The sequence below is a fragment of the Mesohalobacter halotolerans genome, from assembly GCF_006120725.1.
Classification (GTDB): Bacteria; Bacteroidota; Bacteroidia; order Flavobacteriales; family Flavobacteriaceae; genus Psychroflexus; species Psychroflexus halotolerans.
The window spans coordinates 861,195-885,606 of sequence record NZ_SWMU01000001.1 but is presented as its reverse complement, the minus strand read 5'-3'; the positions used below and the strand labels follow the sequence as shown (position 1 = coordinate 885,606).

27 protein-coding genes, 1 tRNA gene and 1 other RNA gene are annotated in these 24,412 nt (G+C 36.7%); 21 read left to right on the top strand and 8 right to left on the bottom strand.

The annotated features are described in order from the left end of the window. Positions 1–31: 31 nt before the first annotated feature. From accC to FCN74_RS04130, 3 genes are read left to right on the top strand one after another with little or no spacing between them, the layout of a single operon-like run. Positions 32–1,483: an acetyl-CoA carboxylase biotin carboxylase subunit gene (gene accC, locus FCN74_RS04140; RefSeq protein WP_138931314.1), complete on the top strand. Its 1,452-nt coding sequence runs from the start codon at positions 32–34 to the stop codon at positions 1,481–1,483. Between the two features lie 5 nt (positions 1,484–1,488). Next, positions 1,489–3,030 (top strand): acyl-CoA carboxylase subunit beta, encoded by a 1,542-nt coding sequence (locus FCN74_RS04135; RefSeq protein ID WP_138931313.1) that lies wholly within the window; start codon positions 1,489–1,491, stop codon positions 3,028–3,030. Next, positions 3,027–3,302, top strand: coding sequence for a DUF3817 domain-containing protein (locus FCN74_RS04130; protein WP_317128760.1), 276 nt, complete (start codon positions 3,027–3,029; stop codon positions 3,300–3,302). The genes FCN74_RS04135 and FCN74_RS04130 overlap by 4 nt, the downstream gene beginning before the upstream one ends. 168 nt (positions 3,303–3,470) lie before the next feature. On the opposite strand, the gene FCN74_RS04125 is transcribed toward FCN74_RS04130, so the two are convergent. The 3 genes from FCN74_RS04125 to fahA are packed head-to-tail and all read right to left on the bottom strand — an operon-like array spanning position 3,471 to position 5,585. Next, positions 3,471–4,016, bottom strand: coding sequence for a 4'-phosphopantetheinyl transferase family protein (locus tag FCN74_RS04125; protein ID WP_262710019.1), 546 nt, complete (start codon positions 4,014–4,016; stop codon positions 3,471–3,473). Between the two features lie 24 nt (positions 4,017–4,040). Beyond that, the gene (locus FCN74_RS04120; RefSeq protein ID WP_138931311.1) at positions 4,041–4,295 is read right to left on the bottom strand and encodes an acyl carrier protein; all 255 of its coding nucleotides are present in this window, start codon (positions 4,293–4,295) and stop codon (positions 4,041–4,043) included. Between the two features lie 3 nt (positions 4,296–4,298). Beyond that, positions 4,299–5,585: a fumarylacetoacetase gene (fahA, locus tag FCN74_RS04115; protein ID WP_138931310.1), complete on the bottom strand. Its 1,287-nt coding sequence runs from the start codon at positions 5,583–5,585 to the stop codon at positions 4,299–4,301. Between the two features lie 111 nt (positions 5,586–5,696). Between fahA and FCN74_RS04110 the strand changes: the two genes are divergently transcribed. Both FCN74_RS04110 and FCN74_RS04105 read left to right on the top strand, forming a co-directional pair. Beyond that, positions 5,697–6,983 carry a serine hydroxymethyltransferase gene (locus tag FCN74_RS04110; RefSeq protein WP_138931309.1) on the top strand — a complete coding sequence of 429 codons (1,287 nt, stop codon included), beginning with the start codon at positions 5,697–5,699 and terminating at the stop codon, positions 6,981–6,983. 27 nt (positions 6,984–7,010) lie between these two features. Continuing rightward, the gene (locus FCN74_RS04105; protein WP_138931308.1) at positions 7,011–7,415 is read left to right on the top strand and encodes a DUF2059 domain-containing protein; all 405 of its coding nucleotides are present in this window, start codon (positions 7,011–7,013) and stop codon (positions 7,413–7,415) included. 64 nt (positions 7,416–7,479) lie between these two features. Here the strand turns inward: FCN74_RS04105 and FCN74_RS04100 are convergent, their stop codons facing one another. Next, a complete protein-coding gene (locus FCN74_RS04100; RefSeq protein ID WP_138931307.1) occupies positions 7,480–9,042 on the bottom strand; it encodes a hypothetical protein in 1,563 nt (520 codons plus the stop codon). A gap of 26 nt (positions 9,043–9,068) precedes the next feature. Further along, complete coding sequence (locus FCN74_RS04095) at positions 9,069–10,097, bottom strand: glutaminyl-peptide cyclotransferase (protein WP_138931306.1); 1,029 nt, start codon at positions 10,095–10,097, stop codon at positions 9,069–9,071. A gap of 91 nt (positions 10,098–10,188) precedes the next feature. On the opposite strand from FCN74_RS04095, the gene ffs reads away from it, so the two are divergent. The 3 genes from ffs (at position 10,189) to fsa (ending at position 11,808) form a co-directional block, all read left to right on the top strand. Then, an RNA gene (ffs, locus tag FCN74_RS04090) (signal recognition particle sRNA small type) lies at positions 10,189–10,287 on the top strand. 50 nt (positions 10,288–10,337) lie between these two features. Next, complete coding sequence (locus tag FCN74_RS04085; RefSeq protein WP_138931305.1) at positions 10,338–11,141, top strand: SDR family oxidoreductase; 804 nt, start codon at positions 10,338–10,340, stop codon at positions 11,139–11,141. 10 nt (positions 11,142–11,151) lie between these two features. Next, a complete protein-coding gene (gene fsa / locus FCN74_RS04080; protein ID WP_138931304.1) occupies positions 11,152–11,808 on the top strand; it encodes a fructose-6-phosphate aldolase in 657 nt (218 codons plus the stop codon). A gap of 307 nt (positions 11,809–12,115) precedes the next feature. Here fsa and FCN74_RS04075 read toward each other — a convergent pair. The 3 genes from FCN74_RS04075 to FCN74_RS04065 form a co-directional block, all read right to left on the bottom strand. After that, positions 12,116–12,188 (bottom strand) — tRNA-Met (locus tag FCN74_RS04075). 82 nt (positions 12,189–12,270) lie between these two features. Further along, positions 12,271–12,600: a MerR family transcriptional regulator gene (locus FCN74_RS04070; protein WP_138931303.1), complete on the bottom strand. Its 330-nt coding sequence runs from the start codon at positions 12,598–12,600 to the stop codon at positions 12,271–12,273. Between the two features lie 4 nt (positions 12,601–12,604). Next, entirely contained in the window at positions 12,605–13,582 is a 978-nt protein-coding gene (locus FCN74_RS04065; RefSeq protein ID WP_138931302.1) for a M23 family metallopeptidase, read from the bottom strand. Positions 13,583–13,672: 90 nt separating this feature from the next. On the opposite strand from FCN74_RS04065, the gene alaS reads away from it, so the two are divergent. From alaS to FCN74_RS04000, 13 genes are all read left to right on the top strand, one after another. Next, on the top strand, positions 13,673–16,300 hold the full coding sequence (gene alaS, locus FCN74_RS04060; RefSeq protein WP_138931301.1) for an alanine--tRNA ligase: 2,628 nt from the start codon (positions 13,673–13,675) through the stop codon (positions 16,298–16,300). A 6-nt stretch (positions 16,301–16,306) separates the two neighbouring features. Further along, on the top strand, positions 16,307–16,816 hold the full coding sequence (locus FCN74_RS04055; protein WP_138931300.1) for a metallophosphoesterase family protein: 510 nt from the start codon (positions 16,307–16,309) through the stop codon (positions 16,814–16,816). Positions 16,817–16,822: 6 nt separating this feature from the next. Continuing rightward, the gene (locus tag FCN74_RS04050) at positions 16,823–17,698 is read left to right on the top strand and encodes a PPK2 family polyphosphate kinase (protein ID WP_138931299.1); all 876 of its coding nucleotides are present in this window, start codon (positions 16,823–16,825) and stop codon (positions 17,696–17,698) included. Positions 17,699–17,765: 67 nt separating this feature from the next. Next, the gene (gene hpt, locus FCN74_RS12335; protein ID WP_138931298.1) at positions 17,766–18,293 is read left to right on the top strand and encodes a hypoxanthine phosphoribosyltransferase; all 528 of its coding nucleotides are present in this window, start codon (positions 17,766–17,768) and stop codon (positions 18,291–18,293) included. A 3-nt stretch (positions 18,294–18,296) separates the two neighbouring features. After that, positions 18,297–18,869 carry an adenylate kinase gene (locus FCN74_RS12330; protein ID WP_138931297.1) on the top strand — a complete coding sequence of 191 codons (573 nt, stop codon included), beginning with the start codon at positions 18,297–18,299 and terminating at the stop codon, positions 18,867–18,869. Positions 18,870–19,076: 207 nt separating this feature from the next. Continuing rightward, positions 19,077–19,841, top strand: a complete 765-nt coding sequence (locus tag FCN74_RS04035; protein WP_138931296.1) for an alpha/beta fold hydrolase — start codon at positions 19,077–19,079, stop codon at positions 19,839–19,841. Positions 19,842–19,844: 3 nt separating this feature from the next. After that, positions 19,845–20,444 (top strand): ribosome biogenesis GTP-binding protein YihA/YsxC, encoded by a 600-nt coding sequence (gene yihA, locus FCN74_RS04030; protein WP_138931295.1) that lies wholly within the window; start codon positions 19,845–19,847, stop codon positions 20,442–20,444. A 78-nt stretch (positions 20,445–20,522) separates the two neighbouring features. Next, complete coding sequence (locus FCN74_RS04025) at positions 20,523–21,002, top strand: regulatory protein RecX (protein WP_138931294.1); 480 nt, start codon at positions 20,523–20,525, stop codon at positions 21,000–21,002. A gap of 52 nt (positions 21,003–21,054) precedes the next feature. Further along, positions 21,055–21,360 carry a CD225/dispanin family protein gene (locus FCN74_RS04020; RefSeq protein ID WP_138931293.1) on the top strand — a complete coding sequence of 102 codons (306 nt, stop codon included), beginning with the start codon at positions 21,055–21,057 and terminating at the stop codon, positions 21,358–21,360. Then, positions 21,360–21,635: a CD225/dispanin family protein gene (locus FCN74_RS04015; RefSeq protein WP_138931292.1), complete on the top strand. Its 276-nt coding sequence runs from the start codon at positions 21,360–21,362 to the stop codon at positions 21,633–21,635. Before FCN74_RS04020 ends, FCN74_RS04015 begins: the two co-directional genes overlap by 1 nt. A 12-nt stretch (positions 21,636–21,647) precedes the next feature. Further along, complete coding sequence (locus FCN74_RS04010; protein ID WP_138931291.1) at positions 21,648–22,061, top strand: DUF2752 domain-containing protein; 414 nt, start codon at positions 21,648–21,650, stop codon at positions 22,059–22,061. A gap of 47 nt (positions 22,062–22,108) precedes the next feature. After that, the gene (locus tag FCN74_RS04005; RefSeq protein ID WP_394348019.1) at positions 22,109–23,563 is read left to right on the top strand and encodes an aminoacyl-histidine dipeptidase; all 1,455 of its coding nucleotides are present in this window, start codon (positions 22,109–22,111) and stop codon (positions 23,561–23,563) included. An 83-nt stretch (positions 23,564–23,646) separates the two neighbouring features. After that, a complete protein-coding gene (locus FCN74_RS04000) occupies positions 23,647–24,411 on the top strand; it encodes an exodeoxyribonuclease III (protein ID WP_138931289.1) in 765 nt (254 codons plus the stop codon). The last annotated feature ends 1 nt before the right edge of the window (position 24,412 follow it).

The window sequence follows — 24,412 nt, the reverse complement described above, 5'->3', positions numbered from 1 at the left end:
TTTTTGACAACAATAACTTAATTTAAGACATATGAAAAAAATACTAGTTGCTAATCGTGGCGAAATCGCCTTAAGGGTAATGAAAAGTATACAGAAGATGGGAATAAAAACCGTAGCTGTATTCTCTGAAGCCGATAGACATGCACCACACGTCAAGTTTGCAGATGAAGCGATTTGTATTGGACCAGCTGCGTCATCGGAATCCTACCTCAAAGCAGATAAAATTATAGATGTTGCAAAACATCTCAATGTCGACGGTATACATCCAGGCTATGGGTTTTTAAGTGAAAATGCAAACTTTTCTGCTCAAGTTGAAAAGGAAAGAATCACTTTTATAGGTCCTAAACCACATGCTATAAAGGTAATGGGTGACAAACTAGCCGCCAAAGAAACTGTTAAAGCTTATGATATCCCTATGGTACCAGGCGTCGATGAAGCCATTACTGATATTAAAAAGGCTGTAAATATTGCAAAAGACATTGGTTTTCCTATTTTGATAAAAGCCTCTGCGGGTGGTGGCGGCAAGGGCATGCGAATTGTGGAAGACGAAAAATCTTTAGAAGAGCAAATGAAACGTGCCATTAGCGAGGCCAAATCAGCGTTTGGTGATGGTTCTGTGTTTATTGAAAAATATGTCACCTCACCTCGACATATTGAAATCCAAGTTCTAGCAGATACACATGGTAACGTGATTCATTTATTTGAAAGAGAATGTAGCGTTCAACGTCGTCATCAAAAAGTGGTCGAAGAAGCCCCTTCCGCCTTACTTACTCCTAAATTAAGAGAACAAATGGGAAAAGCCGCCGTAAATGTTGCTAAATCCTGTGATTATATCGGTGCCGGCACCGTTGAGTTTTTGATGGATGCTGACCTCAATTTCTATTTTCTTGAAATGAATACCCGACTTCAAGTGGAACATCCCGTAACCGAGTGGATTACCGGTGTAGATTTAGTTGAACAACAAATTAAAATAGCTCGGGGCGAAAAATTAAACATCCAACAAGACGACCTCAAAATTAATGGTCATGCATTAGAGCTCAGAGTGTACGCTGAAGATCCCACACAAGATTTTATGCCAAGTGTTGGACATCTCAATCGCTATAAGTTGCCTAAAGGAAAAAATATTAGAGTAGACAACGGTTTTGAAGAAGGTATGGATGTTCCTATCTATTACGATCCAATGTTGTCAAAACTCGTAACTTACGGCAACAGCCGTGAAGCATCAATTCAAAAAATGATAGAAGCTATAGATCAATATGAAGTTGAAGGTGTGGAAACAACTTTAAGTTTTGGAAAATTTGTATGTCAACATGAGGCCTTTCGTTCTGGAAATTTTGATACGCATTTTGTTAAAAAATATTATACCCCAGAAAAACTTGAGTCACAATACAAAAATGAAGCCCATTTAGCATCAATTGTAGCTATCAAAACCTATTTAGAAGACCGTAAAATTTTAAAAACACCTGATGCTAATAAAAATTAATTGCCATGTCAACAAACAAATATGATATAAACGAAAAAATTAAACAAGCTAAACTTGGCGGTGGTGAAGAGCGTATAAAAAAACAGCACGCCAAGAAAAAACTAACGGCTAGAGAGCGCGTAGAATACCTGCTTGATGAAGGCAGCTTCGAAGAGTCTGGTATGCTAGTCACACATCGGACCACAGATTTTGGCATGGATAAACAGATCTATTATGGCGATGGTGTCGTTACAGGTTTTGGTCAAATAAATGGCAGATTAGTTTGTATTTATGCTCAAGATTTTACTGTTTTTGGTGGCGCATTATCTGAAACACATGCCGAAAAAATATGCAAAATCATGGATCATGCTGTAAAAATTGGCGTGCCAATTATTGGTTTAAACGATTCTGGTGGCGCCAGAATTCAAGAGGGTGTTCGCTCTCTTGGGGGTTACGCTGATATATTTTACAGAAATGTTCAAGCCTCCGGCGTTGTACCACAAATTTCTGCCATTATGGGACCTTGTGCTGGTGGTGCAGTTTATTCGCCGGCTATGACTGATTTTACGATTATGGTCCAAGACACCAGTTATATGTTTGTCACCGGTCCACACGTGGTCAAAACCGTTACCAATGAAGATATCACAGCAGAAGAACTCGGTGGAGCCTCAGCGCATTCATCAAAATCTGGTGTGACGCATTTAACTGCTTTTAATGATATAGAATGTTTGGAAAACATTAAAACTCTCTTGAGCTATTTACCCCAAAGTTTTAAGAGCAAGCCAAAGAAACTTGAGGTGGAATTTGGCGATGAACTAAGACCTGAGCTTGAGGACATTATTCCCGATAATGCCAACAAACCCTACGATATGCACGATGTCATCGATGGTATTATCGATAGAGACAGCTTTTTTGAAATTCACAAAGATTATGCAGATAATATTTTGGTTGGATTTTCAAGAATAGGTGGAAGAAGTGTTGGTATTGTTGCTAACCAACCCATGAGTTTAGCCGGAGTATTAGATGTTGATGCATCAAAAAAAGCAGCACGATTTGTGAGATTTTGCGACGCTTTCAATATTCCTTTGCTTGTCCTCGTAGATGTTCCTGGGTTTTTACCCGGTACAGATCAGGAATGGAATGGAATCATTTTGCATGGTGCTAAGCTGCTGTATGCACTAAGCGAAGCTACAGTGCCTAGAATCACTTTAATCACTCGAAAAGCCTACGGTGGTGCCTACGACGTTATGAATTCAAAACACATTGGAGCAGATTTTAATTACGCTTGGCCAACTGCTGAAATTGCTGTAATGGGAGCCAAAGGCGCGAGTGAAATTATCTTTAGAAAAGAAATAAAATCTGCTGAGAATCCAGAAGATAAATTGGCTGAAAAAGAAAAAGAATATGCCGACATGTTTGCCAATCCTATGCGAGCAGCACAACGTGGGTTTATAGATGAAGTGATTATGCCAAAAGATAGCCGCCGAAAGTTGATAAAAGCATTTGCAACCTTTGAACACAAGTCTGTCAAAGCACCTGAAAGAAAACACGGTAATATTCCTTTATGATGTTAAAAAGTTTTAAGTGGGTTGCACGCGGAGAAGGGATTTCATTACTGGTTTTGTTGTTTATCGCCATGCCATTGAAATACATCTGGGAAGACCCTTCTTGGGTTCGTGTCGTCGGGATGATACATGGAATATTGTTTGTAGCGTATGTCGCATGGGCCATTTGGGTGTATTTTGAATTAAGCTGGACATTACGCCGTTTAGTATTCGTTATTCTGGCTTCTGTAATTCCCTTCGGAACATTTTATGTAGAGAAAAAATACTTAAATTGACGGTAAAACCTTTGAATTTAAATTCGCTAAAAGTTAAATTATGGTTCTAGGCGTTTGTGAATGCTTAGGTCTAAGAATGAACTAAAGCAAAGAATATCCGTATAGCATTTGTCATTTTTGCCTTATTAGGAAGATCAGGAGGTTTGCTTTATTTGTTTCTTTACGTCGTTATGCTTTTTCAAAAATAATCTCAGCGATTTGTTTTGTAATCTGTACAGCAAACCAATTCTGGTCATGTGATATACTGATTGGTAAGACTGTTGATCTCCGCTCAGAATACAGGCTAGGAATCCCATTATTATCTTTTTTAAAACACCAGCCATAATAATCTAATTGATTAGTAAAATCTTCAAACAATACCTTCGAATCAAATACTTTAGAGATTGTGTTTTCTTTAGAAATGATACTCGAATAGATAAATTCTGAATTTAGTGTTGAATTGACCTTAAAATTTAAATTTTCTATGCTCACAACACATTCGGAATCTGAAATCATTTGACAATGAAATGCTAATGGATTAAAAATGGGGCTAGCCTTAACCAGCCTTTGCCAAGCTTTATAGGCTGTTTCCTTGATGGACCACATATGCCAAAAGGCTAAAATTGAAGAGTCATGATTATGAATGTAATCTAACTCTGCTGAATTAAATAATTTTACTAGACATCGTTGTCTAAGTTTTTGAGTTTGACATCTAGCGACCTGCCAATTAATAATATCATTACCTAAGGCTTGAATAGTTTATGTAATTTTGGATTGAATTATTTCTAATGAAGCCCCGACAGAAAGCATTTTTTCCATTTCATCATTTTCAATTCTTATATCAAATTTATCTTCTACATCCAATATCACATCAACTAAATTGGCAGAATTGATTTCTAAGTCTTTGATAAATTCAGTATCAGGATTTATATTCTCTAATCTTTCTTTATCATTAACGTAGGGTTTGATAATGGTTTTTAAGTTATCAATTATTTCTTTATCCGTAAAACTCATAGATTACTTGTCTTTAAAAACTGGCAAGAGTTTTGTACTCACTTCACCAAAGCCGATACGGACTTCGTGATTTTGGCAATAGCCTCTCATCTTGACTGTATCGTGATCTTCTATAAATTTTCGCTCAGCACCATCTTTAAGTTTTAATGGTTTTTCGCCACGCCATGACAACTCTAACATGGACCCGTAAGAGTCTGGTGTTGGACCTGAAATCGTACCGCTGGCCATCATGTCTCCACTATTGACCGGGCAACCGTTAACGGTGTGATGAGCCAACTGTTGACTCATATTCCAATACATATATTTAAAATTGGTGCGAGATACGACGGTTTCTGTACTATTTTTGGGTGTAATTCCAACTTCCAGATTGATATCAAAACTTTTTTTGTGGTCTTTAGAATTTAAATAAGGTAACAGGGGCTTAATTGGTTTAGGACTTTCTGTTCTAAAAGGCTCTAAAGCATCCAAAGTAACTATCCAGGGCGAAATAGAAGACGCAAAACTTTTAGCTAAAAAAGGGCCTAATGGTACGTATTCCCATTTTTGTATATCACGTGCACTCCAATCATTAAAAATAACCATTCCGAAAATATTATTTTCTGCTTCATCTATAGGAATTGGCTGACCTAAGGGATTTGCTGCAGTGGTTACAAAAGCCATTTCCAATTCAAAATCAACCAGTCGTGATGGACCAAAAATTGGCGCGTCTGCACCCTTTGGCATTTTTTGGCCTTGAGGACGATGCACCGGAATACCACTTGGGATTATCGATGAACTCCTGCCGTGATACCCAACGGGAATATGGAGCCAGTTTGGTAATAATGCATTATCTGGATCTCTGAACATTTTACCCACGTTAGTAGCGTGTTCTTTGCTAGAGTAAAAATCTGTATAATCTCCAACTTGAACTGGCATTTGCATTTCTATCTCATCGAGTTTAAACAACACAGTTTGCCGATGATCTTTGTTGTCTTTCAGTTTGGAATTATTTTTGTCAAATATTTCAGCAATTCTATTTCTGACGCTTCGCCACGTTTTTCGACCATCGGCAATAAAATCATTCAAAGAATCTTGCAGAAATATATCATCTGTCAAAGGGATGCCTTCAAAATACCCTAATTGATGTAAAGCACCGAGGTCAATGGCATAATCACCAATTCGAGTACCAATTGTAATAATGTCATCACGAGTCAAGAAAACTCCAAATGGAATATTTTGAATTGGGAAGTCTGAATTGTCAGGTATATCTAGCCAAGTTTTTCGTTTTGGATCGTTAGCTAATAGGCTCATATAAGATTTTTTTAATGTAAACAATAATTAAACATCATTCAAATATATTATTTTATGTCAATTAACCGAATGCTTTTATTATTTTTGAATCAGTTTTAACGATAAATTATCATGACAGAAGACAAAGCAATTTTTAGTTTAATTTCAGCTGAGGAAGAGCGACAAAAAAATGGATTAGAGCTTATAGCTAGTGAAAATTTTGCAAGTCCTAATGTACTCAAAGCTGCAGGTTCAGTTTTGACCAACAAATATGCTGAAGGCTATCCAGGCAAGCGGTATTATGGCGGATGTGAGATTGTGGATGAGGTTGAGACTATCGCCATTGATCGGGCAAAAAGCCTCTTTGGAGCAAGTTATGCCAATGTTCAACCGCACTCCGGTTCTCAAGCCAACACAGCTGTTTTTTCTATGTGTTTAAAACCAGGTGACAAAATCTTAGGATTTGATTTAGCACATGGTGGACATTTAACTCATGGATCACCTGTTAATTTTTCTGGTAAACTATATCAACCTGTTTTTTATGGTGTAGATGAAAAAACTGGACGATTAGATTATAATAAGATAGAAAGTATTGCCCTAAAAGAAAAACCAAAAATGATCATTGCTGGTGCTTCTGCGTACTCTAGAGAAATAGATTACAAAGCTTTTAGAGTAATTGCCGACAAAGTTGGCGCAGTCTTACACGCCGATATTGCACATCCTGCAGGATTAATTGCTAAGGGACTATTAAAAGACCCTATTCCGCACTGTCATGTCGTAACTTCGACTACACACAAGACTCTTCGAGGGCCTCGCGGAGGTATTATATTGGTTGGAGAAGATATCGACAATCCATTTGGTGAAACATTTAGAAGCGGTAAGCTTAAAAAAATGTCTTCTCTAATGAATTCTGGTGTTTTCCCTGGAAATCAAGGTGGCCCATTAGAACATATTATCGCAGCAAAAGCGGTTGCCTTTGGCGAAGCTTTGACTGATGAGTTTTTACATTACATGATTCAAGTCAAAAACAATGCTGAAGCTATGGCTAATATCTTCGTTGAAAAAGGCTACAACCTTATATCAGGTGGGACTGATAATCATATGATGCTGATAGACTTAAGAAACAAAGGCATTACAGGAAAAGCAGCTGAAGAGGCGCTTGGAAAGGCAGGCATTACCGTAAATAAAAATATGGTGCCCTTCGACGATCAATCGCCATTTGTAACCTCAGGAATTAGAGTAGGTACACCTGCGTTAACAACTAGAGGATTTGTCGAATCTGATATGCATTGGGTAGTTGGCCTTATTGATAAAGTAATAACTCAACACAAAGATGATATAGCTTTGGAAAATATAAAACAGGAAATTGAGCGAAGTATTTCATCAAAACCTTTATTTGCAGAAACTCAAATTGTATAATAACTATTAACCTTTAAATATTTTATGATGAAAAAAACGATTTTACTAACAGTAGCTTTATGTCTAGGAACATTTATTTCTGTTCAAGCCCAAGACGAAGCCTTTAAAGAAGATGCACTAAAACTAACCAAAATGTCCTCTGGTGCAGTTGAAGCTAACATGAGTCAAGTTTACACGATGATACCAGAAGACAACTTAGAAGCGTTCAAAAAAGAATTAAAACCTGTTATGGAAGACTTCTATGTGAAATTAGCAGAAAAAAGCATGGAATATTATTCGCATGATGAAATTAAAAAGCTTTTAGATTTTTACAATAGCGACATAGGCCAAAAAAATCTCGAAGTTCAAGAAAAAATGACCAAAGAAACAATGGGAATGGCTCAAGAACTCAATATGAAGTTAATGCCATTAATTCAGAAATACTCAAAATAGACTGATTTCAGAATAGTTTAGATAAAGCCGTTTCGAAATCGAAACGGCTTTATTGCTATATATCTTATTCCACATCAAAAACGACACTCTCATAAGCCCCAGCATCAGGATTTGAGGTACGATTTATACCCAAAATATCAAAAGGCACCTCAGATGAGCTTTGAGTGTTACCTAATCCATTGGCTGCAGATTCATCGCTAATATTCAATTGATTAAGCTGGGTATCTAAAAATTCCGGAGAAGCATTTAGCAATATATTTTCATATAAATCTGTATTGTCAAAATCAAATTCAGGTTCATCTAAAAGCTGAGTATTAAAAGGATCGATACGCAACAGACTATTTTCAAATTTAAAATTAAATGCAGCCTCTTCTGCGCGATTGAAAAGTACCTCTACCCTTTCATTGCCATAAATGATACAATTTGAAAATGTCGCTTCAACCAAATCGGCTAGAAATAGATTATCCTGAGTCTCTAATTGATTTTCTATTAATAAAGCAGGAAATTGCCTAAAGGAATTTTGCCAATAATTGGCAATCGTTGAATGCTTAAAACTATACTGTCCACCTAATGAAAGATTTACAGAAGCTTGACCAGAGTTATTTACCACGAAGTTTTCAGCCTCAATAAAGGCAGTTCTAGCCAATAAACCTACATTAGATGAATTGTAAATCTGCGTGTTTTTAAGTGTTAAAGTTGGGGTATTACTCCCATCATTAGAATCCATTAAAATACCTACGGTTGCATTTTTTATAGTCGCATAATTGAATTGATTATCGGTGCTGCCTGCTGTTAACCAAATCGTTCCCCACTGCCCGGGAACTTCAGAAAATTCGGGCTCTAATCTATCCCCTTCAAAAATGACTTCATTTTCAAGTGATTCAGGATCCGAGCTAAGTTGACCATTGACGTGAAGTGATGCATCCTGTGCTACAATAATCCCACTGTTGTCGTGAAAATGGAGTCTTGCACCGGCCTGTATTTGCAAAGTCTGCCCACTTGGCACACCTGCGTAACCATATATTACATAAGGCTTTTCATTTGTAAAAACCAACTCAGAATCATCCAAAATAAAACCATCTATAAGTACTTCGTCACCTTCTTCATTCATACCAAGTGAAATTGTTTCGGTTGTGCCATCTTCAAAACGTTCTGGAAAGAGAAATACTGCATCTTGGATTAAAGTCACCAAATCTACTTTTTGAAGTTGATCACCACTATCAAACTCGACTTCATCCGTCAATAAAAACTGAGTGTCCTGAGCTATAACCTCTTCTATATCAGCGGTAACTTCAACAAAAACAAAAATGCTATCATTGGCCAAAATTTCAACATTTTGTAATGTTTTACCAGGCACACCATCAACATTAAGGCGATACTTAGAGCTTTCACCTTCTGCTAAACCCACACTTGGTATAGATATGTCGTCATCACTTCGGTTATAAACTTTAAACTGAAAAGTACTTGAGCCTATGTTGGTAAAAACCGTATCTAAAAATAAAGTATCTGTAGAAAATTCAAGATTTCCCGAGCTGGGTTCAAACTCAAAATCTTCTCTACAGGAAGACATAGCCAAAACCATAATGACTAAAAGAAACGGACAATAAGATTTTAAGAGTTTTATCATAGTTAATAAACGACAGCAGTTTAATATTATTTTGAAATGACTTTCACTTCAAACAATTTGTTCCAATTTTTTCCTGTAACGTAAAGTTTTTTGGTTTTTGGATGATAAGCTATGCCGTTCAATACATCCAAATCAGAATGTTGTTTGACTTGTTTTTTTAAAGTTCTGAAATCAACAACAGCTTCAATTGCGCCATTTTTTGGGTTAATAATAGCAACACCATCTTTTTGATAGGTATTGGCGTAGATTTTACCATCGACATATTCTAATTCGTTTAACTTTTCAGAAATAGATTGATGAGTGGTAGGTTGGATATAATCAATTTCTTGTAAGGTTTTAGGGTCTAAACGCCAGATTTTATCGGTACCGTCGCTTTTATAAACGTAATTTTCGTCGTGACATAATCCCCAACCTTCTTCACTTTTATTATATCTAAACTTGTCTATCACCTCAAAGCTATTGATATCATAAACCAAACCTTCGCCCTCACGCCAAGTCAATTGATAGATTTTATCGTCTATAACAGTCAAACCTTCTCCAAAATAATGATTTTTTAATTGGTGTGATTTATAGATTTCCCCTGTTTTATAATTGACCTTACGTAAAGTAGACTCTCCATAGTGTCCTGTGCTTTCATATAAGGTATCCTTGTAAAATTCCAGCCCTTGCGTATAGGCATCTATATCATGAGGATAGGCGTTAATAACCTCATAACTGAAAATTTTTGGAGGTTTGTGATTTAATATTTTAAGTGGCTTTTTTATTTCAAAAACATCAGCTTTAGTATAAATTTTGAATTTTAAATTATGGCGACCTAATAAAAGGTCTGTGAGCGGCATTTGAAAACGCTTTGTAGTTGTCCCCGTTTTATGCTGTAGTTGAAATGTGACCGAATCAATACTCTTATCTGTTAATGGTATAATATTAACCTCTAAATTTTGATTGAGTTTTAAATCGTCTGCTGGTGTGTTGAATTCTACTTTAAAGTGTTTCTGGTCCTGACATGATGAAAGGATTATTGACAGCACAAATAGGGAGAATACTAACTTTCGCATTTGTAAAAGCTTTAAAAGAATTTGATACAAATTTAGACAATTTTAAATTTAAAAAACTTGGAAAACCTGACAAAGGTTGTATATTTGCACGAGGCAAGTCCTACACAACCAGCTCCTGTCGAATCCTCCAGGGCGGGAACGCAGCAAAGGTAGATGGTCGTAGCGGTGTGATGTAGGTCGCTTGCCTTTTTTTATGCGCTTTTGTCAACAATATTTCCGATATTTACAAAAAATTAAAACATGCCAAAGGTTGTATTGGTCACCGGCGCATCTTCGGGTTTAGGTCAGGCTATTGCTGAATATCTTGTCAAACAGAACTATACAGTTTACGGGACTTCCAGACACCCCAAATCCGATGAGGTTAATGGGGTTCACTTTTTAAGTCTGGACGTTACGGAGCCGGATAGTATTAAGTCTTGCATCGATAAAATTATATCCAAAGAAAAACATCTCGACATCCTGATCAATAATGCTGGTGTTGGAATAACGGGACCAATGGAGGAAGTTCCTCAAAACGAGGCTAAAGCGCATTTTAATACCAATTTTTTTGGGCCCTTAAACCTTATCAATACGGTTTTACCATTCATGCGAAAAGACAAACAAGGCTTAATTATCAATATCACCTCTATTGCCGCTCACATGGGTTTACCGTTTCGAGGTATGTATTCTGCTTCAAAAAGTGCTTTGGCTAAAGCTACTGAAGCTTACCGCATGGAATTAAAGCAATTTAACATCAAAATGGTCAATCTTGCACCCGGTGATTTTGCGACTAATATTGCAAGCGGCAGATTTCACTCGCCATTACAAAAAGATTCGCCTTATTACACCAATTACAAATCCTCCCTAGAATTGATGGATGAAGATGTCGATAAAGGCGAAAACCCCATTAAATTGGCAAAAAAAGTACATCAAATCATACAACATTCTCAACCCAAAGTCAACTACAGATCTGGAGCATTTTTACAATGTTTTTCTGTAACTTTAAAGCACATTCTACCTCAAAACCTTTTTGAGAAAATTCTTTTAAAACATTATAAACTTTAAAATAAAACTTATGAAATTTTTTATTGATACTGCAAACCTAGAGCAAATCAGAGAAGCCCAAGACCTCGGCGTTCTCGACGGTGTAACCACCAATCCTTCTCTCATGGCCAAAGAAGGAATTACAGGAGAAGCTAACATCAAACAACACTATATCGATATTTGCGAAATTGTTGATGGTGATGTCAGTGCTGAAGTTATTGCCACCGATTTTGAAGGTATTGTAAAAGAAGGCGAAGCTTTGGCTAAACTCCACAACCAGATCGTAGTTAAAGTCCCGATGATCAAAAAAGGCGTAAAAGCCATTAAATATTTTTCAGATCAAGGTATTCGTACCAATTGCACCTTGGTATTTTCTGTGGGTCAGGCCCTTTTAGCAGCCAAAGCCGGTGCCAGTTATGTCTCTCCATTTATTGGTAGGCTAGATGATATCTCATCCGATGGGCTGACGCTAATTGCAGATATTCGTCAGGTCTATGACAATTATGGGTTTGAAACCGAAATACTCGCCGCTTCAGTGAGACACACCATGCACGTGATAGATTGTGCTCGAATTGGGGCAGATGTCATGACTGGCCCACTGTCGTCTATAGAAGGTTTACTCAAACATCCTCTAACGGATAGCGGACTGGAAAAATTCTTAGCCGACTACAAGAAAAGTAATGGTTAATGGCTAAAACGTTATAACCGAACGTGTCTGAAAACCACTTCATTAAGAAGTGGTTTTTTTAGTAGCGGGGACCTGCCTTCTTGCTAGTCGGCAGGCTGGCTGGACTTGCTTCGGCTTCGTTAAGCTGCGCTCAGGATATCCCGAGACTTCTGGACTCGTCCTAACAGATATTTTTTTAATTTACCTAATAAAAAAAGCCACTAGCTAAAGGCTAATGGCTAATTAGTAGCGGGGACTGCCCCAAAGCATCGGGGGAACCAGCGACCATGTAAAACAAAAACCACTTCTTAATGAAGTGGCTTTGTAGTAGCGGGGACTGGACTCGAACCAGCGACCTTCGGGTTATGAGCCCGACGAGCTACCTGCTGCTCTACCCCGCGATATATGTTTAACTAAATTATTTCTAAAGCGGATTGCAAATATAAAAATACTTTTGATTTTGTACAAAACTAATCAACAATATTATAGATTAGATTTTAAAGCCTCAAGTTCAGATTTAATATATTTTAACTTTCTAATGAGATCATAGGTGTCAAGCGTATCATCTTTATGCGTTTTGAGATGCTGTTTTGCCCCGTCTAAGGTAAACCCACGCTCCTTAACCAAATGGTATATCAACTCAAAGTTTTTGATATCTTCAGGTGTAAATTTTCTATTGCCTTTGGCATTTTTTTTTGGCTTGATGATGTCAAATTCTTTTTCCCAAAATCGGATTAAGGAAGTATTTACCTCAAATGCTTTGGCTACCTCACCGATATTGTAATACAATTTTTCTGGTAAATGGACTTTCATAGATTTAATCCAAAGATTGATTTTCTAAAGCAGAATTATTAATCATAGCTTCATAGTCTTCAGCCGACAGGTCGTTGTAATAGAAATATACTGGATTCACATGACGACCATTTTTAATTACTTCGTAATGTAAATGAGGTGCTGTTGAAGAACCGGTGTCTCCAACATACCCAATAATCTCTCCGCGTTTTACTTTTTGACCCCTGAATACACTGATTTTACTCATGTGTGCGTATAGCGTTTCGTAATTAAACCCGTGATCTAAGACCACATGATAACCATAACCTCTTCGGGATTTCTTGACCTTTTTTACTCTGGCATTACCCGTGGCAAATATTGGCGTGCCCTCTGGAGCAGAAAAGTCCATCCCGGTATGCATTTTTCGGATTTTATAAATCGGGTGCATTCTCATACCGTATCCTGATGCGGTTCGCTTCAGATCGTCGTTTTGAACAGGTTGTATGGCAGGAATCGATGCTAGAAGTTCTTCTTTATTTAAAGCGTATTCGACTATTTCATCTAAGGACTTAGACTGAACTACAATTCGTTTTTTGAGCTGGTCAAGTCTTTTTTTAGTTTTGATGATAATTTCAGAGTTATTATAACCTTCAAGATCTTTATAACGGTTTACACCCCCAAAACCTGATTTCCTTTGTTCTTCAGAGATAGGGTCTGCTTCAAAATAAACCCTGTATATTTTATTATCTCGCTCCTCGAGTTCTTTAACAACGCTTGTGATTTCTTCCATCTCCCGATTCATCATTTCGTATTGAAATGTCATTTGATCGAGCTCACGTTTGTAAGCTTTCTCTTTTGGGGTTTCTATACCTGGAATATTAAGGTATACAATGAGTAGTAAAATGCTAGCGACCAGAGTTCCTAAAATGAACAACAACGTAAGGCCAAAGACTTTTCCCTTCTTCCGTTCTATTTTTCGATAGGAGAGCGTTTCAGTATCGTAATAGTATTTTACCTTTCGCATTATTAAATTTATATTACTTTTGCGTCATCGCTGATTAACATTGCAAATATAATAAAATTCAATACTTACACAGCTTAAGCCTTTTTGTCCATGAATTCAAAAGAAATCAAAGCTAAATTTTTTAATTTTTTTAAGCAGAAAAACCACAATTTCGTAGCATCAGCGCCAATTGTTCTTAAAGACGATCCAACATTAATGTTTACTAATGCGGGGATGAATCAGTTTAAGTCTATTTTTTTAGGAACTGAAAAAGTTGAGCACGCTAGGGTTTATAATACACAAAAATGTCTTAGGGTTTCTGGCAAACACAACGATCTTGAAGAAGTTGGTAAAGACCATTACCACCATACGATGTTTGAGATGATGGGCAATTGGAGCTTTGGCGATCCTGCCCATCCGGCAGGCGGGTACTTTAAAAGTGAAGCTATTCAGTGGGCTTGGGAGCTTTTAACTGAAGTTTATAAAATTAATCCTGACAATCTATACGCTACTGTTTTTGAAGGTCATCCAGAAGACGGTTTAGAAAAAGATAAAGAAGCCATAACGCATTGGAAAACTTTGGTAGATGACGAAAAAATAGTTCTCGGTAATAAGAAAGATAATTTTTGGGAAATGGGCGATCAAGGGCCTTGTGGGCCTTCGTCTGAAATCCATATTGATTTAAGATCTGAAGCTGATAAAAAAGCAATCCCTGCAAAAGACCTCATTAATAAGGACCATCCTGAGGTCATTGAAATATGGAATTTAGTTTTTATTCAATTCAACAGAAAAGCTGATGGGAGCTTAGAGAACTTACCCCAAAAACACGTGGACACCGGCATGGGCTTTGAACGACTATGTCGATTGCTTCAAAGTAAAACATCTAATTACGACACCGATATTTTTCAGCCGATTATCAAAAAAATTGAAAGTATTTCAAACAAAGGTTACGGTAAAAATGAAGATATAGATGTTGCTATAAGAGTGATTGCAGATCATATTAGAGCAGTGACGTTTTGTGTAGCAGACGGACAGTTGCCTTCCAGTAATGGCGCTGGCTACGTCGTCAGACGTATATTAAGACGTGCCGTGCGGTATGCCTATACGTTTTTGGACATGAACGAGCCTTTTATGTTTAAATTAGTTGAAGTCTTAACCCAGCAGCTTGGCGGAGATTATCCGGAATTAACCAAGCAAAATATACTATGCCAGCGAGTCATCAAGGAAGAGGAACATAGTTTTCTTAAAACTTTATCTCAAGGATTAAAACGGCTTGAGGATATCATCAAAGAAAGTTCATCTAAAACTATTTCAGGTTACAAAGCTTTTGAACTCTTTGATACTTTCGGTTTCCCAATTGATTTAACGGCTTTAATCTTAAGCGAAAAAGGCTATAACTATAATGAAGAAGAATTCAGGTTGGCCTTAGAGCAACAAAAAAAGCGCTCTCAAGATGCATCTGAAAGTAAAACGAGTGATTGGAATATTGTAAAAACAGACTCAACCCCTACGTTTGTGGGCTATGACCAGTTAGAAACGCAATCACAAATTCTTAAGTATCGTAGCCTGAAAAGTAAAAAAGAGGGACAACGCTATCAAATGGTCTTTGACCAAACCCCTTTTTATCCAGAAGGCGGTGGACAGGTAGGCGATCGCGGCATACTTAAGTTTGAAAATGAAAGTATAGAAGTTCTGGATACCAAAAATGAGCACGGTGATATTATACACATTACCAAAAAACTCCCTTCTGACATAGATCAAAAGTTTATTGCCAGGGTTGATTCTGAAAAACGGTTTTTTGCAGCGTGTAATCATTCTGCAACCCATTTATTACATTATGCTCTACGAAAAATCCTGGGGAGTCATGTCGAGCAAAAAGGATCCTTGGTCAATGAAAACTACTTGCGATTCGATTTTTCACACTTTGAAAAACTCAAACCGGAAGAAATTTCAAAAATTGAAAACACAGTCAACACGATGATTGCTGACCATATTCATTTAGAAGAAAATCGAAAAGCAGATTTTGAGGAAGCAAAAGCTCAGGGTGCTATGGCGTTATTTGGCGAAAAATACGGTGATAAAGTGCGCACCATAAAATTTGGGGAATCTATTGAACTTTGTGGAGGAACACACGTCAACAATACCTCAGACATTTGGTATTTTAAAATCATAAGTCAATCTTCTGTGGCCTCAGGTGTAAGACGGATAGAAGCCATAACCAATGAGGCTGCAAGACAATACCTCAAGCAGAAAGATAATGAAATCCAACAAATATCAGAACTCGTAGGATCTAATCAAAAGCCTGTTGAACATATAGACAAATTAATTCAAGAATTTGAAGTGCTCAAGAATGAAAATCGAAAACTGCTTCAGGAAAAAGTTAAAACCATAAAAACTGAATTAAAACATAAGACCGAAACTATAAACGGTGTCAATTTCATTGCTAAACAAGTCGATTTAGACCCTAAAGCGATGAAAGATGTCGCCTTTCAACTCGGTGGCGAAATAGAAAATTTGTTTCTCATCTTAGGTTCTAAACAAAACGGAAAAGCTATTTTAAGTTGTTTTATCTCAAAAGATTTAGCTGAAGAGCAGAACTATAACGCTGGAAAAATCATTAAGTCACTTGGAAAACACATTCATGGCGGAGGTGGCGGACAAGCCTTTTTTGCTACAGCAGGTGGTAAACATCCTGAAGGTATTTCTAAAGCGCTAGAAGAGGCTAAACACTATCTTTAAACCAAAATCATGCGGATACTGTTATTGAGTGATACGCATTCATATATTGATGATAAAATATTAGACTATGCAAAACATGCCGATGAAGTCTGGCATGCAGGCGATATAGGTGATCTGAAAGTCACAGACGCCATAGCACAACACACCAAACTTCGGGCCGTTTACGGCAATATCGATAGCCACGACATTCGATCCTGTTTTCTACTGCACCAACACTTCAATATAGACAAGTTAAAAGTTTGGATAACCCATATCGGCGGCTATCCTAACCGCTATAACCCAAACATCAAAAAAGAATTAGAACAAGATCCTCCAGATTTGTTTATTTGCGGGCATTCTCATATCTTAAAAGTTGTGCCCGATAAAAAATTAAATTTATTACATATGAATCCTGGAGCTATCGGCAAACATGGCTTTCATCTAAAAAGAACCATGTTGAGGTTTGAAATTAATACTTCTAAAATCGAGAATTTAGAAGTGATAGACTTTGGCAAAAGAGGTGTGAAAACTAAATAATAAACTATGGAAAAAATAGATATCGAGAGTTTTAAAATATTACCATTTACTGAGTTAAGAAAATTACCCACGAGTTTTGACTTAGGCTCTAAAAGTTCTAAAGTTGAAAAAGAATTACTCAACACCAGAAGAACACTAGGCGACCTACAAAACAAATTGTATGCCCATAGCAAATACAGTGTTTTAGTCTGCATTCAGGGCATGGACACCTCTGGAAAGGATAGTTTAATTCGAGAAGTCTTTAAAGATTTTAACGTCAGAGGCGTTAACTGCTATAGCTTTAAAAAACCAACACTTTTAGAGCTTAAACAAGATTTTTTGTGGCGCCATTACAAAAGGCTACCGGCACGGGGCAAATATGCTGTATTTAACCGATCACATTACGAAAATGTACTTATTTCTAGGGTGCATCCTAAAATAATTCTTGGAGAAAATCTACCACACATTCAAAACATTGATCAAATTACAGAAAAATTTTGGGATAAGCGCCTCAATCAAATCAATCAGTTTGAAGAAATTATTCATGAGAACGGGACAATTATATTTAAGTTTTTTCTCAACATCTCAAAATCTGAACAGAAAAGGCGATTGCTCAGACGTCTCAATAAACCACACAAAAACTGGAAGTTTGCTCCTGAAGATATTGAAGAACGACAGCTTTGGCCAAAGTATATCAGGGCTTACGAAAAAGCCATTAATGCAACTTCCAAACCTCATGCGCCGTGGTATAATATTCCTGCCGACGACAAACCTACTGCGCGTTATCTTGTCGCCAAAATCTTAAAAGAACGTATGGAAAGTTTTACCGACATTCAATATCCTAAGTCACAGTTGGAAAATCACATTGATTTTTATATCAATAAATTAAATGAAGAGGAATAGTTTTAACATTAGCTACTTATATAATGAGCTTTAGCGCAGATTCGTTACCTTTGTATTTTTGTAAAAAATGAAAATTGGAGATTTAGAGTTTAAGCCCTTCATTTCACGTGATGAGATATCAAAATCGGTGAAAGCATTGGCAGCAAGATTAGAACAGGATTACACTGGAAAAACACCAACATTCCTCGTCATACTCAATGGCGCGTTTATGTTTGCTTCCGATTTGGTTAAAAATTACAAGGGCGATTGTAAATTGAGTTTTATGCGTCTGGCATCCTATCAAGGAACGCATACAACAGGTAAGGTTAAAGCTTATCTGGAAGCAGAACAGCTCAAAAATAAGGATATCATTATTGTTGAAGATATCGTGGATACCGGCAATTCTATAGAATACCTCATAAAACATCTTCAAGCTCAAAACCCAAAATCTTATCGGATTGTGAGTTTATTTCATAAACCGGATGCTTATAAAAAAACATATCCTATTGATTACATCGGCATAAATATTCCTGATAAATTTATTCTGGGTTATGGCCTAGATTATGATGGATTAGGCAGAAATTTACCCGATGTCTATCAACTTAAAACCTCATAAATTATGACAAATATTGTTTTATTTGGCCCACCAGGAGCCGGAAAAGGTACACAAGCCGACATTTTAAAGAAAACCTACAATCTCATTCACCTATCAACTGGTGATATGTTCAGGTATAACATTAAAAACAAGACAGATTTGGGTCAGCTCGCCCAATCCTACACCGATAACGGAAAGCTTGTTCCAGACGAAGTCACCATAAAAATGCTCAATGCTGAAGTTGACAAACATCTGCCGTGCAACGGATTTATCTTTGACGGCTTTCCCAGAACTGAAGCTCAAGCCCAGAGTCTCGATCAACTCATGACAAAAAAATCCACACAAATTGATGCCATGATAGCACTAGAAGTCGATGATGAAGTCTTAGTAAAACGTCTACTAGAGCGTGGTAAAACCTCAGGAAGACCAGACGATGCCAATGAAAATGTTATCAGAAATCGCATCAAAGTTTATTATGATGAGACTGCGATTTTAAAATCCTATTATCAGAAAAAAGATAAATATTACGGGGTTGATGGCGTTGGCAGCATTGATGAAATAACAACCCGAATCAGTAAAGTTATAGACGACTTATAACTTTAGTATTGGCTCTTAACGGGCTATCCGTTATATCTCCCGCACGTGCGGGAGTTGTCAAGCATCTTGTCCCGATAAATATTTATTATTAATATTTCATCGGGAATCCCTAAGCTAAAAACCGCTTACAATTCACCATTTTTACTGCACATCAACTACTAATTAAAAAAGTTAATTATATTTGAATACCAGAAATAAATACAATTGATGGAACACAAATTAGAACAGGATGGAAAGTTTAAATTCATAGAAATAGGTGAAGGCACACCCATTATTATATTACATGGTTTAATGGGTGGACTGAGTAATTTTGACGGTGTTGTTAATTTTTTTCCGCAGCATGGCTACAAAGTCGTTATCCCAGAATTGCCTATTTATAGTTTACCCATTTTAAAAACTAACATCAAAAACATCTCTACTTACATCAAAGAATTTATTGACCATAGAGCATATAAAGACGTCATTTTATTAGGAAATTCCCTCGGTGGTCATATTGGTTTACTCACAACAAAATTTTATCCTGAATCTATAAAAGCCTTGATCATCACAGGAAGCTCTGGACTTTATGAAAGTGCTATGGGTGAGAGCTATCCAAAACGGGGTGACTATGATTACATCAAAAAGAAAGCAGAAAATGTCTTTTACGATCCTAAAGTCGCAACTAAAGAAATTGTTGATGAGGTATACAAAACTGTCAATGACAGAGGAAAACTTATCAGAACTTTAGCCATTGCCAAAAGCGCCATTAGACACAATATGGCCAAAGACCTTCCCAATATGCCGCAACCTACATGTATTATTTGGGGCAAACAAGATGACGTCACACCACCAAATGTTGCTGAAGAATTTCATGAAAAATTACCAAATTCTGATCTCTATTGGATAGACAAATGTGGTCATGCTGCCATGATGGAACATCCGGAGCAATTTAACACCGTATTACACGAGTGGTTGCTGAAACGCAAACTATAAATTATGGAGATTAAGCAGTCCAAATTTGTCATCAGCAATTCAAAAGTTGAAAATTGCCCCAATAGCACATTACCTGAGTACGCCTTTATCGGTCGAAGTAACGTGGGTAAATCCTCGTTAATTAACATGTTAACCGGCCGAAAAAATCTCGCTAAAGTGTCTGGGAAACCTGGTAAAACAAGATTAATCAACCATTTCCTAATCAATGAAAAATGGCATTTAGTAGATTTACCGGGCTATGGTTACGCCAAAGTGAGCAAAAAAGAAAAAAAAGTATTTCAAAAATTTATCACTGATTATTTTAAAAAACGAAAACAACTCGTCAACGCATTTGTTTTAATAGATTCTCGCCACCAACCACAAACCATTGACCTAGAATTTATGCAATGGCTTGGCGTAAATGTTATTCCATTTTCGATCATCTTTACCAAAATAGATAAACTGAAACCCCAAACTTTAGACGAAAAACTTGTACATTACAAATCTGTTTTAATGGAATATTGGGAAGAGCTCATGCCTATATTTTTATCGTCATCTAAAGACAAGACAGGAAAAGATGAAATTTTAGACTACATCCAAAACATCAATAAAAGTCTAAGCTAAAAAACTAACCTTTAAGAAGTTAAAACACATTAAGATTTAATAAATTCCTTAATGGTTCAATAAAATGGTTAATAAATCATGAAAGAAACAACAAAATCTTATACGGTTCAAGAAGCGTTTCAAGCACTTTGTAGGTACTGCGTATATCAAGACCGCTGCCATCAAGAGGTGGAGCAAAAACTCATTGATATGAATATGATTCCTGAAGCCAGAGCTCAAATTATTTCAGATTTAATTCGACACGACTTTCTTAATGAAGAGCGTTTTGCCATGAATTATGCCATGGGAAAGTTTAATCAAAAAGGTTGGGGTAAAATAAGAATACGTCAAGAGCTTAAAAGACGAAAAGTTTCAGATTTTCTTTTAAAAAAAGCATTAGATCAAATTGAAGACCGTGTCTATCGAAAAAAAATAAAAGATTTAGCTCAGAAAAAATTCAGCCAACTTGGCAAGGACACTAGTTGGAAAAGTAAATCTAAGCTTAAAAATTATTTGATGTACAAAGGCTTTGAGCCAGATATCATTTATGAAACAATTAACAATTTCATGAAATTCTAATATTTTATAAAAAAATTACTAATTTACCAACTTAAACCAAAAATTCAATTTTATGGAAGAAACCAACCAAGTTCAACAACCTAAACCACCTAACTACTTGGCATTAGCCATTTTGTCAACAATTTTTTGTTGCTTACCTCTTGGAATTGTTAGCATTGTATTTTCAACACAAGTCAATTCAAAATATGCAGCAGGCGACTACGACGGTGCACTAAAAGCCTCAAAAAATGCCAAATTATTTTGGATATTAGCTGCTGTCATTGGAGTAGTTGTAGCTATAATCTATTTCTCTGTAGTTGGATTTACAGTATTTGAAATGATAGAAAGTGGTGAATTTAATCCAGAAGACTTTCAATAATGGAAAGCAAACCTAAACCACCACAAAACTATCTCGCTTTATCCATTATATCGACGCTATTTTGTTGTCAAATATTTGGAATTATCGCAATCATATACGCATCGCAAGTCAACTCAAAGTTTATTGCCGGTGATTACCAAGGTGCACAAAGCGCATCAAATAATGCTAAAGTATGGAGTTTTTTATCTATAGGTATTGGGCTTCTTGTCATTATCGTGTTTGCTATTTTTTACGGCGCTGTTGCCGTTGCTGCGATATCAGAAGCTGAATTTTAATTTTATCAATCCATGACATTAAACAAGCTTACAAAAACTATACTGATTTGCTTCGGTGTTTTGGTAGGCTTGTTAGTGTTATGGTTATATTTTAATATCAATCCAAGCGGACAGCTATTTATCCCAAAATGTCCATTTCATAGCATTACAGGGTTGCATTGTCCGGGCTGTGGGAGCCAGCGAGCACTGCACGATTTTTTACATGGTAGGATTTTAGATGGATTTCAGCATAATTTTCTCATTGGTATGGGGCTATTAGTCCTTTTGTACAAAATATTTTTATGGATTCGGGCGTATTTTTACCCTCAAAAATCAAATAATCTGCTTTACAATCCCAAAACGGCTTGGCTAATTCTCATCTTAATTATAGCATTTTGGATATTAAGAAATCTCCCGTTTTCACCTTTTAATATTTTAGCCCCTTAGGGATTTAAAAGGTTTAGATTTATTAGCTTTGGGCTAAAATTTTAAACATGCTTAACGATATAGAACCTAAAATAGTTTGGGATCATTTCAGTCAACTTAATGCTGTACCCAGACCTTCAAAACAAGAAGAACGGGTTATCCAATTTATGATAGATTTTGGTAAAAATCTGGGCCTTGAAACATTAAAGGATAAGGCAGGAAATGTGATCATCAAAAAACCCGCCACACCTGGGTTTGAAAACAAAAAAACTGTCGTCCTTCAGTCGCACCTTGACATGGTACATCAAAAAAATGAAGACACAAGCTTTGACTTCAACACACAGGGTATAGAGATGTATGTGGATGGCGATTGGGTCAAAGCTAAAGGTACAACACTCGGTGCAGATAACGGTCTTGGTGTAGCAGCTATTATGAGTATTCTTGCTTCAGACGATATCAAACACCCAGCTGTAGAAGCCTTATTTACTGTAGACGAAGAAACAGGAATGACAGGTGCAAAAAAATTAGACCCCAATATTTTGGACGGTGAAATTTTACTTAACCTCGATACTGAAGAAGATGATGAAATCGGTATTGGCTGTGCTGGCGGTGTGGATATCACGGCTACTCGGTTTTATATTGAAGAGTCTATTCCTGAAAATACCACAGCATTTCAAATTGTCGTTAAAAGTTTACAAGGTGGCCATTCTGGTATGGATATCATCAAGGGACTTGCCAATGCTAATAAAATTTTAACCCGACTTTTATTTAAAGCTCATCAAGACTACAATATGAGGTTGTCAAAGTTTGTTGGTGGTGGCTTACGCAATGCAATACCCCGTGAAAGTACTGGAATCTTTGTCATTGCAAATGATGATATTGATGCTTTTAAAGCCTCGTTTAAAAATTTAACTGAAGAAATCCAATCGGAATATCAGTCCTTGGAGCCTCAAATGTCTATCCAACTCAAAGCGTGTGGAACACCCAAATCCATTTTAAGCAGTGATGTACAGGATCTAATTATTAAGTCTCTCCAAGCTGCTCACAACGGTGTTTATAGGATGAGTCCGGATATTGATGGTTTAGTAGAAACTTCAAACAATATCGCCAAGGTTCACATTGAAAAAGGAAAGATAGAAATCTCTTGCCTCACAAGGTCTTCTGTTGACTCAGGCAAGTGGGACTTGGCTCACAGCCTTGAAAGTGTATTTGATTTGGCTGGTTGTCGAGTAAAATTTTCAGGCGATTATCCTGGCTGGACGCCAAATCCAAAATCGGAAATTTTAAAAGTTCTCGATATGCTATATCAAAATAATTTTGGTGAAAAAGCAAATATTGCGGCTTGTCACGCGGGATTAGAATGTGGGATTCTAGGTAGTCATTATCCAGAAATGGATATGGTGTCTTTCGGTCCAACTATAAGAGGGGCACATTCTCCCGATGAACGTGCCAGCATTTCCTCAACCCAAAAGTTTTGGGCGTTTTTAAAGGATATTTTGAACCATATTCCTGTCAAGTCTTAATAAACTTAATGCCTTAATGGTTTAAATACAATCATTAAAAAGTAAAAATAAATAAAGTAAGCTTAAATTTTAAAAAACAAACAATGACAATTCTATCATACAACGTTAACGGCATACGAGCAGCTATGCGCAAAGGTTTGACCACTTGGCTCAAGGCCACCGATGCCGATGTAGTGTGTTTTCAAGAAACCAAAGCTCAAGAAGAGCAAATCGATGTTGAAGCCTTTAAACAATTGGGGTTTGAATATTGTTATTGGTTTTCTGCTCAAAAAAAAGGCTATAGTGGCGTTGGAATCATCTCAAAGGTAAAACCTCAACATATTGAAGTGGGTTGCGGTATCGACTATATGGACAATGAAGGGCGTATTTTAAGACTAGATTTTGACAACTTTTCATTGATGAGTTTGTATTTACCATCTGGCACGAATGACGCCAGACTCAACCTAAAGTTTGACTTTATGGCTGATTTTTATAACTATATCAACAAGCTTAAAAACGACAAACCCAATTTGGTTATTTGCGGAGATTACAATATTTGCCATGAACCTATTGATATTCACGACCCTGTAAGACTTAAAACAGTATCAGGGTTTTTGCCTGAAGAACGTGAATGGTTATCAAAATTTTTAGATAGTGGGTTTATCGATTCCTTTAGATTTAAAAATCCAGAGGTCGAGCAATATTCATGGTGGAGCTATAGGGCAAATGCGAGAGCCAATAACAAAGGTTGGCGATTAGACTATCATTTGGTTTCTGAACCTTTAAAACAAAATATCAAAAGAGCCGTTATACTACCAGAGGCCAAACACAGTGACCATTGCCCAGTTTTACTTAAATTAGATTTCTAAA

What these genes read in the sequence shown, in the direction of transcription:
- accC (WP_138931314.1), top strand. Translation starts at nt 32, where the DNA reads ATGAAAAAAATACTAGTTGCTAATCGTGGCGAAATCGCCTTAAGGGTA.
- FCN74_RS04135 (WP_138931313.1), top strand. Translation starts at nt 1,489, where the DNA reads ATGTCAACAAACAAATATGATATAAACGAAAAAATTAAACAAGCTAAA.
- FCN74_RS04130 (WP_317128760.1), top strand. Translation starts at nt 3,027, where the DNA reads ATGATGTTAAAAAGTTTTAAGTGGGTTGCACGCGGAGAAGGGATTTCA.
- FCN74_RS04120 (WP_138931311.1), bottom strand. Translation starts at nt 4,295, where the DNA reads ATGAGTTTTACGGATAAAGAAATAATTGATAACTTAAAAACCATTATC.
- fahA (WP_138931310.1), bottom strand. Translation starts at nt 5,585, where the DNA reads ATGAGCCTATTAGCTAACGATCCAAAACGAAAAACTTGGCTAGATATA.
- FCN74_RS04110 (WP_138931309.1), top strand. Translation starts at nt 5,697, where the DNA reads ATGACAGAAGACAAAGCAATTTTTAGTTTAATTTCAGCTGAGGAAGAG.
- FCN74_RS04105 (WP_138931308.1), top strand. Translation starts at nt 7,011, where the DNA reads ATGAAAAAAACGATTTTACTAACAGTAGCTTTATGTCTAGGAACATTT.
- FCN74_RS04100 (WP_138931307.1), bottom strand. Translation starts at nt 9,042, where the DNA reads ATGATAAAACTCTTAAAATCTTATTGTCCGTTTCTTTTAGTCATTATG.
- FCN74_RS04095 (WP_138931306.1), bottom strand. Translation starts at nt 10,097, where the DNA reads ATGCGAAAGTTAGTATTCTCCCTATTTGTGCTGTCAATAATCCTTTCA.
- FCN74_RS04085 (WP_138931305.1), top strand. Translation starts at nt 10,338, where the DNA reads ATGCCAAAGGTTGTATTGGTCACCGGCGCATCTTCGGGTTTAGGTCAG.
- fsa (WP_138931304.1), top strand. Translation starts at nt 11,152, where the DNA reads ATGAAATTTTTTATTGATACTGCAAACCTAGAGCAAATCAGAGAAGCC.
- FCN74_RS04070 (WP_138931303.1), bottom strand. Translation starts at nt 12,600, where the DNA reads ATGAAAGTCCATTTACCAGAAAAATTGTATTACAATATCGGTGAGGTA.
- FCN74_RS04065 (WP_138931302.1), bottom strand. Translation starts at nt 13,582, where the DNA reads ATGCGAAAGGTAAAATACTATTACGATACTGAAACGCTCTCCTATCGA.
- alaS (WP_138931301.1), top strand. Translation starts at nt 13,673, where the DNA reads ATGAATTCAAAAGAAATCAAAGCTAAATTTTTTAATTTTTTTAAGCAG.
- FCN74_RS04050 (WP_138931299.1), top strand. Translation starts at nt 16,823, where the DNA reads ATGGAAAAAATAGATATCGAGAGTTTTAAAATATTACCATTTACTGAG.
- hpt (WP_138931298.1), top strand. Translation starts at nt 17,766, where the DNA reads ATGAAAATTGGAGATTTAGAGTTTAAGCCCTTCATTTCACGTGATGAG.
- FCN74_RS12330 (WP_138931297.1), top strand. Translation starts at nt 18,297, where the DNA reads ATGACAAATATTGTTTTATTTGGCCCACCAGGAGCCGGAAAAGGTACA.
- FCN74_RS04035 (WP_138931296.1), top strand. Translation starts at nt 19,077, where the DNA reads ATGGAACACAAATTAGAACAGGATGGAAAGTTTAAATTCATAGAAATA.
- yihA (WP_138931295.1), top strand. Translation starts at nt 19,845, where the DNA reads ATGGAGATTAAGCAGTCCAAATTTGTCATCAGCAATTCAAAAGTTGAA.
- FCN74_RS04025 (WP_138931294.1), top strand. Translation starts at nt 20,523, where the DNA reads ATGAAAGAAACAACAAAATCTTATACGGTTCAAGAAGCGTTTCAAGCA.
- FCN74_RS04020 (WP_138931293.1), top strand. Translation starts at nt 21,055, where the DNA reads ATGGAAGAAACCAACCAAGTTCAACAACCTAAACCACCTAACTACTTG.
- FCN74_RS04015 (WP_138931292.1), top strand. Translation starts at nt 21,360, where the DNA reads ATGGAAAGCAAACCTAAACCACCACAAAACTATCTCGCTTTATCCATT.
- FCN74_RS04010 (WP_138931291.1), top strand. Translation starts at nt 21,648, where the DNA reads ATGACATTAAACAAGCTTACAAAAACTATACTGATTTGCTTCGGTGTT.
- FCN74_RS04005 (WP_394348019.1), top strand. Translation starts at nt 22,109, where the DNA reads ATGCTTAACGATATAGAACCTAAAATAGTTTGGGATCATTTCAGTCAA.
- FCN74_RS04000 (WP_138931289.1), top strand. Translation starts at nt 23,647, where the DNA reads ATGACAATTCTATCATACAACGTTAACGGCATACGAGCAGCTATGCGC.